We start from the raw sequence: 17,853 nt of genomic DNA, 5'->3' as shown, positions 1-17,853 counted from the left end.
TGCGATTTATGGACTTTGAAAGCCAAATTTCAAACGAGGAAGTATTAGATAGAATTTGCCAGGTCTACGGGTTCACACAGAAAATTCAGCTCGCAAACCACTTCAATATCGCAGCCAGTACGCTACAAAACCGCTATACACGCGGTAATGTCTCCTATGATTTCGCTGCTTTCTGCGCCCTTGAGACTGGCGTCAATATCCAATGGATTCTTACCGGAAAAGGACCAAAAAAATCTGACGAACACTCAAAATCGTCTTACGAACTCAAATCATTCACATTAAGTGAAGGTCGCCTAACTGATAATGGGGTTTTGAATATCGACCCTGAGCTTTTCGAAAAGTCCTTGAAAAGTGCTATCTGCGTTAAAAACGAGAGCAAAAGCTACATCGCTGAGAAAGATGCTCCTTTGGCTGACGGTCTTTGGATTGTCGATGTTGAGGGCGCAATCAGCCTCCGAGAGTTAACGGTTCTACCCGGTAAAAGGTTGCATGTGGCAGGAGGTAAAGTACCGTTTGAGTGCGGGATTGATGAGATTAAAACGATTGGCCGGGTAGTAGGTGTATACAGCGAGGTTAACTGATGGCCGTTCGTAAAAATCCGGCTGGGGGGTGGATTTGTGAAATCTACCCGAATGGGGCAAAAGGCAAACGCATCAGAAGGAAGTTTGCCACCAAAGGTGAGGCGCTCGCCTTCGAACAGCACACTATACATAAACCATGGCAAGAAGAAAAAGAAGATCGCCGCACACTAAAAGAATTGGTTGATGCATGGTATAGCGCCCACGGCATCACTTTGAAAGATGGGTTGAAACGCCAGTTATCAATGCACCATGCCTTTGAGTGTATGGGTGAACCTCTTGTACGCGATTTCGACGCCCAGATGTTTTCCCGCTACAGAGAAAAGCGACTTAAAGGAGAGTACGCCCGTTCTAACAGGGTTAAAGAAGTATCTCCCCGCACACTTAACCTAGAGTTGGCCTACTTTCGTGCAGTGTTTAATGAGCTTAATCGTCTTGGAGAGTGGAAGGAGGAAAATCCCCTGAAAAATATGCGCCCTTTCCGCACTGAAGAAATGGAAATGGCCTGGCTAACTCAAGATCAAATTGCGTTGCTGCTTGGAGAATGCAAGCGACATGATCACCAAGATTTAGAAACCGTTGTAAAAATATGTCTTGCTACTGGCGCTCGATGGTCTGAGGCCGAAAGCCTGAAAAAAAGCCAGCTTACAAAATACAAAATCACGTACACCAACACGAAGGGCAGAAGAAACCGAACTGTACCAATCAGCAAAGCTCTCTACGAGTCACTTCCTAGTGATAAAAAAGGTCGGTTATTTAGTGATTGTTATGGTGCTTTTCGGTCAGCACTGGAAAGAACTGGCATTGAGCTTCCGGCAGGGCAGTTAACTCACGTACTGCGCCACACTTTCGCCAGCCACTTTATGATGAATGGTGGTAATATTCTGGTTTTGCAACGCGTTCTTGGCCATACCGATATAAAAATGACGATGCGTTATGCACACTTTGCACCTGACCATTTGGAAGATGCAGTAAAACTAAATCCGCTAGCTTGAGAATATAGAGGGATTACCCTCTATATTCTTACCTTATCATTTAAATTTTATTGTCAATTTTACTAATGAAAAACTCGTAAGGATTGCCACTAGGAAAATCTCTCATAACCTCTGCGATAGTACCCGCCGCACGAATGAATTCATTTTTGGCGCTAGTTATCTCTCCTTTATTTGAAAGTCTTCCAGAAACTCCAGACTTGAGCATTGGTATATATCTCGCGAATAATTTCAAAAGATCTTTCCAAAGAAAGCAGGCTTCTTCCTTATGAATAGTTGTTTTAAATCCAATTTGATATGGAGAAAGAATTTTTTCATTGAGCAATGTTTCAAGCAGACCACTCACAGCATGAACAGTCATGAATGCACTCCCCCTTTCATTGAGGAATGATAACAAGTTTTCATCATCTACTTTCAATTGTCCTTGCTTACTGCTTTCCTGAAGTTCGGCCTTTAAAATATTAGCAGCCTCATTCAATGAATAAACAAAAAGTATGTGAGGAGCTGAAATTGTCTCATTAAAAGCTGTCTTATAATGCTCATCCAGATCCCATATTTGCATTTTATTATGATAACTATCATAAGGACTGCCATGCCAAGCTGTTAAAGCCTGTGCCGCGGTATGTGAATCTATTTTGTTTTTCTTATTTGTGAAAACATGACCACGTAGACTTCCGTCATATTCAGCAATATTCAATCTTTTAAAATCATCCCTCAGCCGTGTCTGAATATTATCGTTAGCACGAAAATCAGACTGGATAACTTTGTTTTGACTGTTGTTATATTTAGTAATAGACCTTACAGTCTCTTTATTTCCGCATTTGATAAATCTAACACCGACTTGAATTTTTGACAAATCAACAGATTGGTCCAATTCCCCAAGAGAGCCTGTTGTTTGAGCACCATTTACAATGCCTATACCTGTAATAGATTTTATGGCCGCATTATTCTCCAGCTCAAAGTCATGAACTAAGGCTGTAATTCCATTATTGAAAACAAAAAAATCATGTGGTGCCGACTGAGCGGACATTTGTATTCCAGCATTAATAACCTTGTCTGAGTCTTTATTGTTTGCCCCCATAAAACCTCGAACATTAGGGTTATAAAGTCCTAAATCCACATATTCCCTATAAAGTTTTGCTAGCCACTCACCGTTTACTGTGGTTATAAATGTTTCCCAAGCAGCATCCTGCATCAAGAATCCTTTACGAGGTTCTTGGAATTCGAATTTGTCCGCAACAGTGATTGCTTGTGATGACGATCGATAGAAGCTATCTAAAGTTTCTAAACCTACTTCTCTAAATTGCAATGAGATACTTTTAGCAGCCTCACCATATTGATCCAATTGAGTACGGACAGCAGCTACACAAAGCCCCATGTCTTTCTGTATCGTTACACTCTCAGGACAATTGTGAACATACCAGACATGGATTGCGCGTATAACACCATCACGAATAGCTTCTCTTGCTTCTAGAATGTGCGGTGAAACTCCCGCCGGCAACTGTGCTTCGTCAGTGGAGAGAATAACTGCCATTGCATGCCCTAGATCAGTTCCTTTATTACCTTTAGCGCTAGGTCTAAGAGCTTGAGATTGATAGGCTTGGCAGACAACAATAATGCCCATGTCCCTATTAACATAGAGAACATCTATCTTAGCATCACCGCCACCGCCAGTTACAGCAGGCATTAAAGTTGCTATCGGATCATCAATTCCAAAACAAAGCTCTATTCCAAAAGCCGCGATTTTGTTTTCCAGAAATGGGTCAAGATCATCACGCTGCTTTAAGGCCTGCATGAATTGACTGTCATCAAAAGATGAGTACGGCATACTGTATGATATCCTTATGAACATGCGGTAAATTAGTTTAGTTTCAATCCATAACGCACATCGACGCAACCTCAAAAAAACGATCTGCTTCACGAATTTTCTGAATGGCGATGAAGTGGCGGTGTAGATGGCAATTATTGGCAAACAAAGGCAAACATTGGCAAACTATGTCAATGATAAATAACGCAAACTATTGATTTCCTGTTGTTCTGTTAGGAACTCATAATCGCTTGGTCGCTGGTTCAAGTCCAGCAGGGGCCACCAGATACAGCAAGGGCCGGAGAGAAATCTCCGGCCCTTTTGCATTGTGCGGCCCCCTCGGGGCGCCGCAGCTTAACGTGAGGTTCGCGACAGGCGGCTTACACCAGCGCCTGCAGCTGTTCGCGCATATAGACGGTGAAGAATTCCGGGTTTTTAATGACGATCCGGTTACCGGAGGCAATTTTTTCCGCCCAGCCGGCCACTTTTTCCGTGAACCCGGCATCCCATCCCTCCTTTTCACCCCGGGCCATGACGTCGGCAGGATTTGCCGGTACGCCTAGTTCATGCAAATACTTCAAAATTCCCTTAGCGGTACTTTCATCCATAGTATTCGGCACCGACAACGATGTGTTCATACCACCAATAAAATCCAGGGCTTTATCGATTGCTGTTGGCATACTCTTATCCTTAAAATTAACCACGTAATGAACATGATGACACTATGGACCCATCTTCGCCGGGATATCAAAGAGATCGTTGCCTTTCTTTGATTCAGACCGCAGCTAAACGCTTGCGTGGTGCTTTTCTGCTCGACTATTCCGTACTACTCCCCACAGGAAACTACTCCATACGTCCGCGCTTAAACTGGCCGGCATCGATATCGTACTGTTTCATTTTTCGCCACAGCGTGGTGCGGCCAATATTCAGCAGCTGCGCCATCTCCTGCACACGCCCGCTGGTCACGCGGGCGGCATGGATAATCGCTTCTTTCTCAATGGCGCTAAAGGTCAGGCTGGCGGGCAGCAGCGAGGAGCCCGCGTCGGCGCCGGGCCGCTCGGCAAACAGATATTCCGGCAAATTACTCAGCCGGATATGGCCGTTATCGCTGCTAATGGCGATATTTTCAATCACGCTGTTCAGCTCAAAATCGTTGCCCGGCCAGGAGTAGGCCACCAGCTGCGCCAGCGCATCTTCATCCATTTTCAGCCGCGAGGAAAAGCGCTTTTCCAGGCTCTTAAGGCGATTGTGCACCAGCGAAGGAATACTGTTACGCCGCGCGCGCAGCGGTGGGATAACGATTTCAAAGGAGTGCAGCGCGTAGTAAAGCTGGCGGCTAAAGCGGTTTTGCTCCACCAGATTGGCCAGATCGACGGTGGTGGTGGCGATCACTTTAACGTCTACCGGAATCAAGCGGCGGGCATCCAGACGGGTTAAAACCCCCTGTTTGATCACCTGCAGCAGCGCGGACTGCAGCTCCGGCGCCAGGTATTCGATTTTTTCCAGAAACAGCGTCCCGCCGTTGGCCAGCTCAAGACGGCTAAGGCGGCCGTTTTCATCGTCCGTCGGCGCGCTGCCCATAAAATCCTGGCCCAGGACGCTGTCGGCATACAGCTGACAGTTGACCGCGATATACGGCCCGCCGCCCCGCTCGCTCTCATTGTGAATCGCCTGGCTGAGCAGCTCCTTACCCACCCCCTCTTCACCGCACAGCAGCACCGGAAAAGTGCCGCGCGCCGCCTGGCGGCCAAAGTGAATCAGCCGCCGGGTTTCCGGGTCGTCCGCCGACATCTGTTCAAAGGTATGGCTCACTTTGCCAAGCTGGCTGGTCATCAGCTGGCGCATCTGCTCGACCGGATGCAGCAGCAGAATGAAACTGTTGCCCTGCTCTTCAACGATTGGCTTGAGCGTAATCACGGCGTCGACAAACTGATGCTGGCTTTCGAAGGTGACCTCCACATGGTTCAGCCCGCGCGCGTGCTTAATGGCCCGACGCAGCAGGGCCGGCAGCGTCACCAGCTCATTAATATTTTTCCCCTGGCTGGCCTGGGCATCAAGATGAAGCAGCGTCGCCGCCTGCACGTTAAGAAACTGCAAAATCCCCTGCTCGTTCCACGCCATCACCCCGTCATCCATGCTCTCCAGCAGACCGTACATCTGGTTAAGATGGCGATTCGACTCGGCCAGCAGGCTATCAGTGAGCAGCGAGTTGCCGACTTCCCGGGCGATAGCCAGGGTCAGGGAGAGGTCAGGCGAAGCCTGTTCTTCCGTCAAGCAGCACAGGGAAATGGAACCGAACAGGCGCCCGTGGTTATCAAACACCGGCGTGGAGCTAAACGACCATCCGTGCAGGGCATGTTTAAAATGCTCCTCGCCCATCGTTTTGACCGGCTGCCCGAGCATGGAGGCCAGCGAAAGCGCGCAGCTGCCGATAATGCTTTCCGCGCAGTAGCTGCCGTCACGAAATCCCAGCGCCGCCAGCTGGTCGAGGGTCTGCGGATCGCCGCAGCGGCTAAGAATACAGGCGGACTCATCGAGGATGAACAGCGCGCAGGGGCGGTTATCCATAAACTCCCAGGCATCCTCCAGCGCCGCCTGACCAATCGTCAACAGCGCGGTCTTGCGCCGACAAATCGATTCAAACGTCAGCCCCTGCGCCTGATGCGGCGTCTGCCAGGTTTCCCGCTGCATAAACTTGCTGCAGCGATGCCACGACTGGGTTATCACCAAAGGAAAGCTCTGAGTCTGCGCAGTCATATCCCTATCCGCTGTTTCATAAACGACAACCCCTCCGGCGGCTACCGCCAGAGGGGGAGAAAACGTCTCATCGCTTAAATGAGACGGGGCAGGTCGACGCTAATATTAGCGCGCCAGCCACTGCTGTCCGAGCAGGTCGGCGGTCAGAATCGCCGCATGCACGCTCTGCGCGCTGACCGGGAACGGCATGTTATGAATGGTTTCACCTTCCGCGCAGGTCGCTTTGGCGACTGCCTGAATTTTCTCATCGATGCCCTCTTTAACGCCCATTTGCGCCAGCGTAACCGGCAGCCCGACGGTATGGCAGAAGTTCAGCACCGTTTCGATCTCTTCCATCGGGCTATTTTGCAGCACCAGCTGCGCCAGAGTACCAAACGCCACTTTCTCGCCATGGTACAGATGGTGGCACTCTTCGAGGATGGTGAAACCGTTGTGAATGGCGTGCGCGGCGGCCAGACCGCTACTTTCAAAGCCGATACCGCTGAGGTAGGTATTCGCTTCAACGATGCGTTCCAGCGCATCGGTCACCACGCCAGCCTGGGCGGCGAGGCGGGCTTTTTCGCCTTCCGCCAGCAGCGTATCATAGCACAGGCGCGCCAGGCTCAGCGCCGCTGCCGTCGACTGGCCGCCGGCCATGCTGGTGGCTCTGGCATCATAGCAGGCCCTGGCTTCAAACCAGGTTGAAAGCGCATCCCCCATCCCGGCCACCAGCAGGCGCACCGGAGCTTTAGCGATAATCGCCGTATCCATCACCACCATGTCCGGGTTTTTCGGGTAGATCAGATACTCTTCAAACTCGCCGGCTTCGGTGTAGATAACTGACAGCGCGCTGGTTGGCGCATCGGTGGAGGCGATCGTCGGGATCACCACCACCGGTAGCTTCTGGTAGTAGCCAATGGCTTTCGCCGTATCGAGCGTCTTGCCGCCGCCGATGCCCACCACGCCGCGGCAGCCGTGCTGTTTCAGAATGGCGATCAGGCGATTGATCTCAACGTGGCTGCATTCGCCGTTGAAGCGCTCCGCATGGCAGCTGATGTTGTGGCTGTGCAAACCTTCCAGCACTTTCTCTCCCGCCAGCTTCATCACGAAGTCATCGGCAATCACGAAAAAGCTGTCCGCCAGGTTTTTGGCGTATTGCCCAAACAGCGTGGATGCATCTGGTCCCTGGAGATATTTGGCTGGAGATTGAATAACTTTTAGCATTCCGTTCACCCTCAAATAAGTGCATGTTTTGACATGATGAGCCCCGGTGTTTCTCCGTCCGGCCTTACATCAAAGGCGGGGACGAAAGCGCTACCTGAGCGATGCCATCACTGTAGGGCGAGCCGCGGGCAAAAAAATCTTTCCCCTTTTTGTCCCGATATGAAACAGGACATAAATTATATTGTTTCATATTGAAACATGAATTCATGTGAAACGATGGGATTGCGATCTCGATCCGCCCCTTTGGCGCAAAAGAAGGTCACCAGCCGGACGATCGTCGACGTTTTTCACCACCACGGGCGGCAAGAAGGGGCAAAATTATTTCTCTGAGCGGGCTTTCCACGCTGATGAAGCGAGGTGAAAGAGGCGCCTTACTTCGCATTTTTCCCTTTCCTTGCGCAAAAATGTTTCATTAAGGAACAACAATTAATAATTACGTTTCGTAATGAAACTCATTTTATGGCGATTTTTTTTCCCGCCAACTCAGCCAGAATCAATACATCGCCCGATATCGCATATCGTCAGGCGGTACCCCTACACGATGATCGCCTCCGTCAGCAGAGAGGCCGCATCGAAACTCCGACGGAGCATAAACAATGAAAAAACTGATTAACCGTGTCGAAGATGTCCTGAGTGAACAACTGGCTGGCCTGGCAAAAGCCCACCCTGAACTGACGCTGCACCAGGATCCGGTCTACGTCACCCGCGCCGATGCGCCGGTGGCCGGGAAAGTGGCGCTGCTCTCCGGCGGCGGCAGCGGCCACGAGCCGATGCACTGCGGCTATATTGGCCAGGGCATGCTTTCCGGGGCCTGCCCGGGAGAAATTTTCACCTCCCCGACGCCGGATAAAATGTTTGAGTGCGCCATGACCATCGACGGCGGCGAAGGCGTGCTGCTGATTATCAAAAACTACACCGGCGATATTCTTAACTTCGAAACCGCCACCGAGCTGCTGCACGAAAGCGGCGTCAAGGTTACCACCGTGGTAGTCGATGACGACGTGGCGGTGAAAGACAGCCTCTATACCGCCGGGCGGCGCGGCGTGGCGAATACCGTGCTGATTGAAAAACTGGTGGGCGCGGCCGCCGAACGCGGCGACTCGCTGGAAGCCTGCGCCGAACTGGGGCGCAAGCTCAACAACCTCGGCCACTCTATCGGCATCGCGCTCGGCGCCTGCACCGTTCCGGCCGCCGGGCAACCCTCATTCGAACTGCAGGACGATGAGATGGAGTTCGGCGTCGGCATTCACGGCGAACCGGGCATCGACCGCCGCCGCTTCACCTCTCTCGATCGCACCGTTGACGAAATGTTCGATACCCTGCTGGAAAACGGCGCCTATAGCCGCACGCTGCGCCACTGGGACAACGTGAAAGGCGCGTGGCAGGAGGTCACGCAGACCAAGCAGGCGCTGCAAAAAGGCGATCGGGTTATCGCGCTGGTCAACAACCTCGGCGCCACGCCGCTGTCCGAACTCTACGGCGTCTATAACCGTCTGACGCAGCGCTGCGAGGAGGCCGGTATCGTTATCGCGCGCAACCTTATCGGCAGCTACTGTACCTCTCTGGATATGGTGGGCTTTTCCATCACCCTGTTAAAGGCCGATGAAGAGACGCTGGCATTATGGGACGCCCCGGTCCACACCCCGGCGCTGAACTGGGGCAAATAAGGAGCAACGACATGTCATTAAGCAGAACGCAAATCGTAGACTGGCTCTATCGCTGCGGCGATATCTTCACCAAAGAGAGCGATTTTTTGACCGGTCTGGACCGGGAAATCGGCGATGCCGACCACGGCCTGAATATGCATCGTGGTTTTAGCAAGGTGGTGGAAAAGCTGCCGTCGATTGCCGATAAAGACATTGGTTTTATTCTTAAAAATACCGGTATGACGCTGCTCTCCAACGTCGGCGGGGCCAGCGGCCCGCTGTTCGGTACCTTCTTTATTCGCGCCGCTCAGGTGACCCAGGCCCACCAGAGCCTGACCCTTGAGGAGCTCTATCAGACCTTTCGCGAAGGCGCGGAAGGGGTGGTGAATCGCGGCAAAGCCGAGCCTGGCGATAAAACCATGTGCGACGTCTGGCTGCCGGTGGTGGAATCGTTGCGCCAGTCCAGCGAACAGCACCTGTCGATACCAGGCGCCCTTGATGCTGCCTGCGAACAGGCGCAAGCCGCCGTCCACGCCACGATCGCCATGCAGGCTCGCAAAGGGCGGGCCAGCTACCTGGGCGAACGCAGCATCGGACATCAGGATCCGGGCGCAACCTCGGTGATGTTGATGGTTCAGATGCTGGCCGCAGCGGCCAAAGAGTAAGGAAAACGCGATGGTAAACCTGGTTATTGTTTCTCATAGCGCCCGTCTGGGCGAAGGTGTCGGAGAACTGGCCCGGCAGATGTTAATGAACGATGGCTGTAAGCTGGCGATCGCCGCCGGAATTGACGATCCCGCCAGTCCGATCGGCACCGATCCCATTAAGGTTATGGAAGCCATCGAGTCCGTCGCCGACGCCGATCATATCCTGGTGATGATGGATATCGGCAGCGCCCTGCTGAGCGCCGAAACCGCGCTGGATCTCCTCGATCCGGCCATTGCGGCGAAGGTTCGCCTGTGCGCGGCGCCGCTGGTGGAAGGGACTCTGGCGGCGACGGTGAGCGCCGCCGCCGGAGCCGGCATCGACAAGGTGATCGAAGACGCCATGAACGCGCTGGAGGCAAAACGCGTACAGCTGGGGTTACCATCGCAACCGCAACACGCTTCGCTGGCCGCCGCGCCGGTCGACGACCGCGACGCGCGCTCGGTTTCCGTGGTGATTCAAAACCACAACGGCCTGCACGTTCGTCCGGCGTCAAAGCTGGTCGCCGCGCTGGCGGGATTCAATGCCGACCTGGTGCTGGAGAAAGGGGGTAAATGCGTCACGCCGGACAGCCTCAACCAAATCGCCCTGCTTCAGGTGCGCCGGAACGATACCTTAAGGCTGCTTGCCCGCGGCCCGGACGCCGACGCCGCGCTGGCGGCGTTCCAGGCGCTGGCGGCGGAGAACTTCGGCGAGCCAACCGAGGCGGCGCCCGCGCGTCGGCCCGCCAGCGCCGACCGCGTTGAGGGTAAGGTCGTGCTTTATCCCCAGCCGCAGGACAGGATCTCGCGGGAAACGAGCGCCGCCATCGGCCAGCAGCAGCTGCGGCTGAAACGGGCCATCGACCGGACGCTGGAAGACCTTAGCGCGCTGACGACTCTGGCAGAGGCGACGTTTTCCGCCGACATCGCGGCGATCTTCTCCGGGCATCATACCCTGCTCGATGACCCTGATTTATACGCAGCGGCGTGCGACATCATACGCGACGAGCAGTGCAGCGCGGCGTGGGCCTGGCAACAGGTGCTGAGCGATTTAAGCCAACAATATCGCCATCTCGACGATGCTTACCTGCAGGCGCGCTATATTGATATTGAAGATATTTTGCACCGCACGCTGCGTCACCTTAACGAGCGCGATGAAGCGCTGCCGCAGTTTAGCGCGCCTTCGATCCTCGTTGCCGACGATATCTTCCCTTCAACCGTCCTGCAGCTTAACGCAGAGCAGGTGAAGGGGATCTGCCTGCAGGCCGGCAGCGAGCTCTCTCACGGCGCCATTATCGCCCGCCAGGCGGGTATCGCGATGCTGTGCCAGCAGAGCGGTGCCCTGACGCTGCAAGATGGCGAGAACGTCATCCTTGATATTCCCGGCAAACGCGTGATTCGCGGCTAACCTGCCCTAACCTTTCCGCCCCGGAGGCTGTCCCCTCCGGGAACTCGCTTAACTTTCAGGATCCGTTATGTCTCAATTCTTTTTTAATCAGCGCGCCAACCTCGTCAACGAAGTGATTGAAGGGACCATTATCGCCAGCCCGTGGAATAACCTGGCGCGGCTGGAGAGCGATCCCGCCATTCGCGTGGTGGTGCGTCGCGATCTCGACAAAAACAACGTGGCGGTAATCTCCGGCGGCGGTTCCGGTCACGAACCGGCCCACGCGGGCTTTGTCGGTAAAGGCATGCTGACCGCCGCCGTCTGCGGCGATCTGTTTGCCTCGCCGAGCGTCGATGCGGTGCTGACCGCCATCCAGGCCGTGACCGGCGATGCCGGATGCCTGCTGATCGTCAAGAACTACACCGGCGATCGTCTGAACTTCGGCCTCGCCGCGGAGAAAGCGCGCCGTATGGGCTATAACGTCGAAATGCTGATCGTCGGCGATGATATTTCGCTGCCGGATAACAAACATCCGCGCGGTATTGCCGGGACGATTCTGGTGCATAAAGTGGCCGGCTACTTCGCCGAACGCGGCCACAATCTGGCAACCGTGCTGCGCGAGGCGCAGTATGCCGCCAGACACACCTTCAGCCTCGGTCTGGCCCTTTCCAGCTGTCATCTGCCGCAGGATGCGGAAACGACTCCGCGCCATCATCCGGATCAGGCCGAGCTGGGGATGGGGATCCACGGCGAACCGGGCGCTTCGGTTATCGCCACGCAGAACAGCGCGGAAATCGTTACGCTGATGGTAGAGAAGCTCAGCGCCGCCCTGCCGGAAACCGGCCGCCTGGCGGTGATGATCAATAATCTCGGCGGCGTGTCGATTGCCGAAATGGCGATTTTGACCCGCGAGCTGGCCAATACTCCGCTGCATCAGCGTATCGACTGGCTGATAGGCCCGGCGTCGCTGGTCACCGCGCTGGATATGAAAGGTTTCTCCCTCACCGCCATCGTGCTGGAAGAGAGCATTGAGAAGGCGCTGCTTTCCGCGGTAGAAACCGCCGGCTGGCAGACGCCGGTACAGCCGCGCGCGGTCAGCGTGATGCCATCATCGCTGCGCAGTACGCGGGTGGAGTTTGCGCCCTCGGAGAACAGCGAAGTTGCGGGCTACGTGGAACGTGTGACCGGCACGCTGTGCGGGCTGGAAGCAGACCTTAACGCGCTGGATGCGAAAGTCGGCGACGGCGATACCGGCTCCACCTTCGCCGCCGGCGCACGCGACATCGCCGACTTACTTCAGCGTCGTCAGCTGCCGCTGGCTAACCTCGCCACGCTGTTTGCCCTGATTGGCGAGCGTCTGACGGTTGTGATGGGCGGCTCCAGCGGCGTGCTGATGTCGATTTTCTTTACCGCCGCCGGGCAGAAGCTGGAACAGGGGGCAAGCGTCGCCGAAGCATTAAACGCCGGTCTGGCGCAGATGAAGTTTTACGGCGGTGCGGATGAAGGCGACCGAACTATGATTGACGCCCTGCAGCCGGCGCTAACGGCGCTGCTGGCCGAACCGGATAACCTGCAGGCGGCTTTCGCCGCGGCGCAGGCGGGCGCGGATCGTACGCTTCACGCCAGCAAAGCGGGCGCCGGGCGCGCATCGTATCTGAACAGCGATAGCCTGCGCGGCAATATGGACCCCGGCGCCCACGCGGTGGCCATGGTATTTAAAGCGCTGGCGCAGAAATAGTCTCCCCTGCTCGCGCTGCGCTTAGCAGGGCTACGGGTTCGCAGCCGTCTGCGGGCCGGTCACCCGGACTGATGCGCAGCATCGCCTCCGGGAAAATCAGCCACTCTGCGCGCTGCTCCCGGGGGCGGCGCTTAACGCGCCTTGCCCGGGCTACGGGTTCACCACCGCCTGCGGGCCGGTAGCCCGGGTAAGGCGCCAGCCGCAACCCGGGGTTTCTCCGCGCTTATTTGCTGTGCCAGTAGGCCTGCGAACGCACCAGCTGCGGATCAATCTCCGGGCCTTCAAAGCGCGCCAGCAGCGATTTCACCACCGCGCCTTCCCCGGTCAGCCAGATAAAATAATCCTCAGCCGGCACCGCTATTCGCGCCAGGCGCTCGGCCACGGCAGAGGAGTGATGTCCCACCACCCACTCGATATGAAAACCATCGAGATCGGCCAGATAATCTTGATAAGATTCATCGCCAATGGTGACGATCGCCGTGACCTGCGGGCGCGTCGGAAGCTGCTGCAATCCCAGCAGACGGCGGCGCAGCGCGGGCATGCCTGACTCATCGGTCACATACAGCTGCCAGGCGTAATCTTCCGGCACCACCAGCGAACCGCGCGGCCCGCCGACCACCAGCTTATCGCCCGTTTTCGCCGCCAGCGCCCAGTTGCTGGCAATACCGCCATCGTGAATAAAAAAGTCGTACGCCAGCTCATGACGCCCGGCGTCGTACAGCGGCGTATAGTCGCGGGTCGCCGGACGCACGCCATCGCCCCAGTTAATGCCTTCATCCGTCACCTCCGGCGGCGTGAACGCAGCGCCCGCGGCCGGGAAAAAGAGCTTGGTGTGGTCGTCAAAACCCTGGGAAACAAAGCCTTCCAGAGCCTCTCCGCCCAGCACGACACGCTGGAATGCGCTGCCGATACGCTCGACGCGCAATACGGTTAACTCACGGAAGCGCAGTTCATTACGTACGCGCTGCGGGTATTTGGGGTGTCTGGTCGTTGTCATCTTTCATCGCCTTCGTGAACGGAATAGATATATCTAAAAATCTTGCAAATGATAATGATTGCCATTAAAAAAGAATGCAAGCGTTTTTTGATATAGTCATAGAAAAACGCCACAAAAGCCAAAATCAAAAATTAAAACGTTAAATATCAATTAAATAAAAAATACATTCACTACTTTGTTGCTACTTTATTATTTTTAGATATAAATTAGATATATCAAATAATCACAGGAGAAAAACATGAGACACCATCACGAAGAAGGCCGTGGCCCACGCGGACGCCACGGGGAACATAGCGAACACGGCGAGCACGGTCGCAGAGGTGGCGGACGCCGGCAGCGCTTCTTTGGTCACGGCGAGCTGCGCCTGGTGATTCTGGACATCCTCACCCGCAATGCCAGCCACGGTTACGAACTGATTAAAGAGATCGAAACCCTGACCCAGGGCAACTACAGCCCGAGCCCCGGCGTCATCTACCCGACGCTCGATTTACTTCAGGATCAGGGATTAATCAGCGTGGCTGACGAAAACGGCCGCAAAAAAATCGCCATTACCGCCGAAGGCAGTCAGCTGCACGCGGAGAACCTGGAGCAGCTGGAGCATATTCAGACCAGGCTGCAGGCGCGCATGGTGGGCTGTGAACTGCGTAAAAATCCGCAGATGAAGCGCGCGCTGGAGAATTTTAAGGCGGTACTGGATTTAAGGGTTAACCAGCAGGAAATAACCGAAGCTCAGCTAAAGCAGATCGTCGGCGTCATTGACCGCGCGGCAATGGAAATCTCCCAGCTCGACTAGCCCTCTGCCCCATCGCCGGGCAGCCTGCACCGCCGCGAAGCACGCGGCGGGACCCCTTCTGCGCATGGTTTCACGCCTTCAGGAGTAAAACATGCCAATAATTTCGCGATAAGATTAAATTTTGCTCAACCGCAATTTCACGTTGCGTTTATCCCGATTTTCCTGGCCCGCGCCGAAGTGGCGTAATCCCTGCAATACTTAATTCAGTATCATGTGATACGCCCCGCCCAGGAGCATATTTTGAACAGGTTACCTTCCAGCGCATCGGCTCTGGCCTGCAGCGCACACGCACTGAATCTCATTGAGAAGCGAACGCTCGATCATGAGGAGATGAAATCACTTAACCAGGAGGTCAGGGAATACTTTAAAGAGCATGTGAACCCGGGGTTTTTAGCGTATCGAAAATCGGTCACTGCTGGCGGGGATTACGGAGCCGTAGAGTGGCAAGCGGGAGGGTTAAATACGCTTGTCGACACTCAGGGACAGGAGTTTATCGACTGCCTGGGTGGGTTTGGGATTTTTAATGTAGGGCACCGTAATCCAGTTGTCGTTTCCGCCGTCGAAAATCAGCTCGCTAAACAACCCCTTCATAGTCAGGAACTGCTGGACCCGCTGCGGGCCATGCTGGCTAAAACCCTGGCGGCCTTAACGCCGGGCAAACTGAAATACAGCTTCTTTAGCAACAGCGGTACCGAATCGGTCGAAGCGGCGTTAAAGCTGGCGAAGGCTTATCAGTCTCCGCGCGGCAAGTTTACCTTCGTCGCCACCAGCGGCGCGTTTCACGGTAAGTCGCTGGGCGCGCTTTCGGCCACCGCGAAATCGACTTTCCGTAAGCCTTTTATGCCGCTGCTGCCGGGATTCCGTCACGTGCCTTTTGGCGATATCAACGCGATGCGCACCCTGCTGAGCGAGTGCAAAAAGACCGGCGATGACGTCGCGGCGGTGATCCTTGAGCCTATTCAGGGCGAAGGCGGGGTGATTCTGCCGCCGCCGGGCTATCTGCCCGCGGTGCGCAAGCTGTGCGACGAGTTTGGCGCGCTGCTGATCCTCGATGAAGTGCAAACCGGCATGGGGCGCACCGGCAAGATGTTCGCCTGCGAGCATGAAAACGTCCAGCCGGACATTCTGTGCCTTGCCAAAGCGCTGGGCGGCGGCGTCATGCCGATTGGCGCAACGGTCGCCACCGAAGAGGTATTCTCGGTGCTGTTCGATAACCCGTTCCTGCATACCACCACGTTCGGCGGCAACCCGCTGGCCTGCGCGGCGGCGCTGGCGACCATCAACGTGCTGCTGACGCAAAACCTGCCCGCGCAGGCGGAGCAGAAAGGCGACATGCTGCTGGACGGCTTCCGCCAGCTGGCCCGCGAATATCCGGATCTGGTGAATGACGTGCGCGGCAAAGGTATGCTGATGGCCATTGAGTTTGTCGATAACGAAATCGGCTATGACTTTGCCAGCGAGATGTTCCGCCAGCGCGTACTGGTGGCCGGAACGCTCAACAACGCAAGGACGATCCGCATTGAACCGCCGCTGACGCTGACCCCTGAGCAGTGTGAACAGGTGCTAAAAGCGGCCCGCCTGGCGCTGGCGGCGCTGCGGGTTTCGGTGGAAGAGGCGTAGTGACCTGCCCTCTCCCTCACTGGGAGAGGGCATTGCGTTATACCACCCGCACGCCAGCAGGCATCGCCCTTTCCGGCGTAAGCAGTACGCTTTCGCTGCCATCGTCGGTTTCGGCGCAAAGCAGCATGCACTCCGAGGTTTCACCGCGCATTTTGGCTTTCGCCAGATTACACAGGACCACGACCGTTTTTCCCAGCAGCTCTTCTTCGCTGTAGTACGGCACGAGGCTGGTTACCGTCTGCAGCGTGCGATCGCCAACATCAATCCGGGCAATATAGAGCTTGTCGGCATTCTCATGTCGTTTTATCGCCACAATTTTTCCCGTACGCATTTCCAGTCTGGCAAAATCAGCATAAAGCACCGTTTCCATCTTGCACCTCCCAAGTAAAATTTTAGTAAAATATAACAAATGTCGGCGAGGTTTCCGCATAATAGTGCGAAGAATGTTAGATTCATCACTCTTTTGCGCGGTGGAAACGCTGCGGCGGGGATGAATAATACGGCGGAAATTTACTGAAAAGAGATGCAGCTGCCCGCGCTTGCTTTACAATGGTTTGCGTCGATGGGGCAACGTCAGATAAGGAAAACAATGGCCACACTAAAAGATATCGCGACCGAAGCAGGCGTTTCACTGGCGACGGTTTCCCGCGTTTTAAACGACGACCCCACTCTCAACGTGAAAGAAGAGACAAAACATCGCATTCTTGAGGTGGCGGAAAAGCTGGAATATAAAAGTACCAGCTCGCGTAAGGCTCAGGTTCACACCGTCGGCCACCACCATATTCTGGCCATCTACAGCTACCAGCAGGATCTGGAAATCAACGATCCTTACTATCTGGCGATCCGCCACGGCATCGAAACGCAATGCGAAAAGCTCGGTATCGAGTTGACCAACTGCTACTTTAACAACGCGCTACCCGAGCTGAAAAAAGTGACCGGCGTTCTGATTGTCGGCCAGCCTTCGCGGGCGATTCGCGACGCCGCCACGGCGTTAACCGACAACGTCTGCTTTATTGATTTCCATGAACCCGGCAGCAGCTATGACGCCGTCGACATCGATCTGGTGCGCATCGCCAAAGAAGTTATCGACTTTTTTATCGCCCAGGGCGCGCGGCGCATCGGCTTTATTGGTGGCCAGGATGAGCCGGGTAAAGCCGACATCCGCGAAGTGGCCTTCGTCGAATATGGCCGCCTGAAGGGAGTGGTTTCGGAAGAAGATATCTGGCGCGGCGGGTTTTCCAGCTCCTCCGGCTATGAGCTGGCAAAAACGATGCTGGCAAAGGCGGATTTCCCCACCGCGCTGTTCGTCGCGTCAGACTCTATCGCCATCGGCGTGCTGCGCGCCATTCATGAACGCGGTCTCTCGATCCCGGAAGATATTTCGCTCATTAGCGTTAACGATATCCCCACCGCGCGTTTTACCTTTCCGCCGCTCTCCACGGTGCGCATTCATTCAGAAATGATGGGCAGCCAGGGCGTCAACCTGCTGGTTGAGAAAGCCCGCGATGGCCGCGCGCTGCCGCTAAACGTCTTTGTCCCCAGCGTGCTGAAGCTGCGCGGCACCACCCGCTAATCCCGTTTCTGACGCTAAATCCTCTGCGCCCGGCTCCCGGGGGCGGCGCTTGACGCGCCTTGCCCGGGCTACGGGT

15 protein-coding genes are annotated in these 17,853 nt (G+C 55.0%); 9 read left to right on the top strand and 6 right to left on the bottom strand.

What is annotated here, in order from left to right; all coding sequences use genetic code 11:
• The first annotated feature begins 8 nt into the window (after nucleotides 1-8).
• Nucleotides 9-581 carry a phage repressor protein CI gene (locus ABLU88_RS09930; protein ID WP_348836432.1) on the top strand — a complete coding sequence of 191 codons (573 nt, stop codon included), beginning with the start codon at nucleotides 9-11 and terminating at the stop codon, nucleotides 579-581.
• Nucleotides 581-1,573, top strand: a complete 993-nt coding sequence (locus ABLU88_RS09925) for a tyrosine-type recombinase/integrase (protein WP_348836431.1) — start codon at nucleotides 581-583, stop codon at nucleotides 1,571-1,573. Before ABLU88_RS09930 ends, ABLU88_RS09925 begins: the two co-directional genes overlap by 1 nt.
• 40 nt (nucleotides 1,574-1,613) lie before the next feature.
• Here ABLU88_RS09925 and ABLU88_RS09920 read toward each other — a convergent pair whose 3' ends face one another.
• From ABLU88_RS09920 to ABLU88_RS09905, 4 genes are all read right to left on the bottom strand, one after another.
• Complete coding sequence (locus tag ABLU88_RS09920; RefSeq protein ID WP_348836429.1) at nucleotides 1,614-3,398, bottom strand: AIPR family protein; 1,785 nt, start codon at nucleotides 3,396-3,398, stop codon at nucleotides 1,614-1,616.
• Between the two features lie 359 nt (nucleotides 3,399-3,757).
• The gene (locus ABLU88_RS09915; RefSeq protein WP_071532228.1) at nucleotides 3,758-4,081 is read right to left on the bottom strand and encodes a DUF1889 family protein; all 324 of its coding nucleotides are present in this window, start codon (nucleotides 4,079-4,081) and stop codon (nucleotides 3,758-3,760) included.
• Between the two features lie 139 nt (nucleotides 4,082-4,220).
• Nucleotides 4,221-6,134: a dihydroxyacetone kinase operon transcriptional regulator DhaR gene (gene dhaR, locus ABLU88_RS09910; RefSeq protein WP_257198666.1), complete on the bottom strand. Its 1,914-nt coding sequence runs from the start codon at nucleotides 6,132-6,134 to the stop codon at nucleotides 4,221-4,223.
• A gap of 105 nt (nucleotides 6,135-6,239) precedes the next feature.
• Nucleotides 6,240-7,337: a glycerol dehydrogenase gene (locus ABLU88_RS09905; protein WP_009651847.1), complete on the bottom strand. Its 1,098-nt coding sequence runs from the start codon at nucleotides 7,335-7,337 to the stop codon at nucleotides 6,240-6,242.
• Between the two features lie 596 nt (nucleotides 7,338-7,933).
• Here ABLU88_RS09905 and dhaK point away from each other — a divergent pair.
• From dhaK to ABLU88_RS09885, 4 genes are all read left to right on the top strand, one after another.
• Entirely contained in the window at nucleotides 7,934-9,004 is a 1,071-nt protein-coding gene (dhaK, locus tag ABLU88_RS09900) for a dihydroxyacetone kinase subunit DhaK (protein ID WP_009651831.1), read from the top strand.
• Nucleotides 9,005-9,015: 11 nt separating this feature from the next.
• Nucleotides 9,016-9,648, top strand: coding sequence for a dihydroxyacetone kinase subunit DhaL (dhaL, locus tag ABLU88_RS09895; RefSeq protein WP_014226902.1), 633 nt, complete (start codon nucleotides 9,016-9,018; stop codon nucleotides 9,646-9,648).
• A 10-nt stretch (nucleotides 9,649-9,658) separates the two neighbouring features.
• Complete coding sequence (dhaM, locus tag ABLU88_RS09890; protein ID WP_064375095.1) at nucleotides 9,659-11,077, top strand: dihydroxyacetone kinase phosphoryl donor subunit DhaM; 1,419 nt, start codon at nucleotides 9,659-9,661, stop codon at nucleotides 11,075-11,077.
• Between the two features lie 67 nt (nucleotides 11,078-11,144).
• Complete coding sequence (locus tag ABLU88_RS09885) at nucleotides 11,145-12,794, top strand: glycerone kinase (protein ID WP_109241060.1); 1,650 nt, start codon at nucleotides 11,145-11,147, stop codon at nucleotides 12,792-12,794.
• 223 nt (nucleotides 12,795-13,017) lie between these two features.
• Here the strand turns inward: ABLU88_RS09885 and ABLU88_RS09880 are convergent, their stop codons facing one another.
• Nucleotides 13,018-13,791: a siderophore-interacting protein gene (locus ABLU88_RS09880; protein WP_275050676.1), complete on the bottom strand. Its 774-nt coding sequence runs from the start codon at nucleotides 13,789-13,791 to the stop codon at nucleotides 13,018-13,020.
• Nucleotides 13,792-14,029: 238 nt separating this feature from the next.
• Between ABLU88_RS09880 and ABLU88_RS09875 the strand changes: the two genes are divergently transcribed.
• Together ABLU88_RS09875 and ygjG are read left to right on the top strand one after the other, a co-directional pair.
• Nucleotides 14,030-14,584, top strand: coding sequence for a PadR family transcriptional regulator (locus ABLU88_RS09875; protein ID WP_004854392.1), 555 nt, complete (start codon nucleotides 14,030-14,032; stop codon nucleotides 14,582-14,584).
• A gap of 240 nt (nucleotides 14,585-14,824) precedes the next feature.
• The gene (gene ygjG / locus ABLU88_RS09870; RefSeq protein WP_004854393.1) at nucleotides 14,825-16,204 is read left to right on the top strand and encodes a putrescine aminotransferase; all 1,380 of its coding nucleotides are present in this window, start codon (nucleotides 14,825-14,827) and stop codon (nucleotides 16,202-16,204) included.
• A gap of 37 nt (nucleotides 16,205-16,241) precedes the next feature.
• Here the strand turns inward: ygjG and ABLU88_RS09865 are convergent, their stop codons facing one another.
• Nucleotides 16,242-16,574, bottom strand: coding sequence for a tRNA-binding protein (locus tag ABLU88_RS09865; protein ID WP_014226909.1), 333 nt, complete (start codon nucleotides 16,572-16,574; stop codon nucleotides 16,242-16,244).
• Between the two features lie 219 nt (nucleotides 16,575-16,793).
• Between ABLU88_RS09865 and ebgR the strand changes: the two genes are divergently transcribed.
• Complete coding sequence (ebgR, locus tag ABLU88_RS09860; RefSeq protein WP_032720237.1) at nucleotides 16,794-17,777, top strand: transcriptional regulator EbgR; 984 nt, start codon at nucleotides 16,794-16,796, stop codon at nucleotides 17,775-17,777.
• Nucleotides 17,778-17,853: the final 76 nt, after the last annotated feature.

It is taken from the genome of Klebsiella sp. GW_Kp182, from assembly GCF_040062275.1.
GTDB classification, from domain to species: Bacteria; Pseudomonadota; Gammaproteobacteria; order Enterobacterales; family Enterobacteriaceae; genus Klebsiella; species Klebsiella michiganensis.
The sequence above is the reverse complement of the archived record's forward strand: the minus strand, read 5'-3'. Positions and strand labels throughout refer to the sequence as shown.